This window comes from Vibrio sp. 1402, from assembly GCF_033340275.1.
Genome location: NZ_JAWOWE010000537.1, coordinates 1 through 565, shown reverse-complemented (window position 1 = coordinate 565; position 565 = coordinate 1). Strand labels below are relative to the sequence as shown.

General features: G+C 47.4%; 1 protein-coding gene. It reads left to right on the top strand.

Going from position 1 to position 565, the window contains the following annotated elements:
• The coding region (gene trmH, locus R7044_RS27120; protein ID WP_225456216.1) for a tRNA (guanosine(18)-2'-O)-methyltransferase TrmH at positions 1-523 on the top strand (523 nt) is incomplete at its 5' end.
• Positions 524-565: the final 42 nt, after the last annotated feature.

Below are 565 nucleotides of genomic sequence, written 5' to 3'. Positions count from 1 at the left end.
TAAAATGCGCACTTTAACCCACACTTCTGCTGGTGCTCGTAACTGGGTTGAAGTAGAAACTCACAACTCGATTGAAACCGCCATTACCGAGCTCAAAGCCCAAGGCATGCAAGTATTGGTGACCAACTTATCGGACACCGCGGTCGATTTTCGTGAAATCGACTACACCAAACCGACTGCAATCATCCTGGGTAGTGAAAAAATTGGCGCGTCTGAACAAGCGAAAAAACTCGCAGATCAAGACATCATTATCCCAATGATCGGTATGGTGCAGTCTTTGAATGTCTCAGTCGCCAGCGCAGTTATTCTGTATGAAGCACAACGCCAACGTGAAGCGGCAGGCATGTATGATCGTGAAGAAAGCGCACTACCAAAAGAAACCATTCATCGCATCTTATTTGAACGTGGTCACCCAGTGCTTGCCAAAGTAGCGAAACGCAAGAAACTGGAATACCCGCCACTCGACGATGAAGGTCAAATCATCGCAGATGAGGCGTGGTGGCAAGAGATGCAAAAAGCTTAAGCTGAAACATAACGTCGAAAGCCCTCGCTTTCTACGCCACTT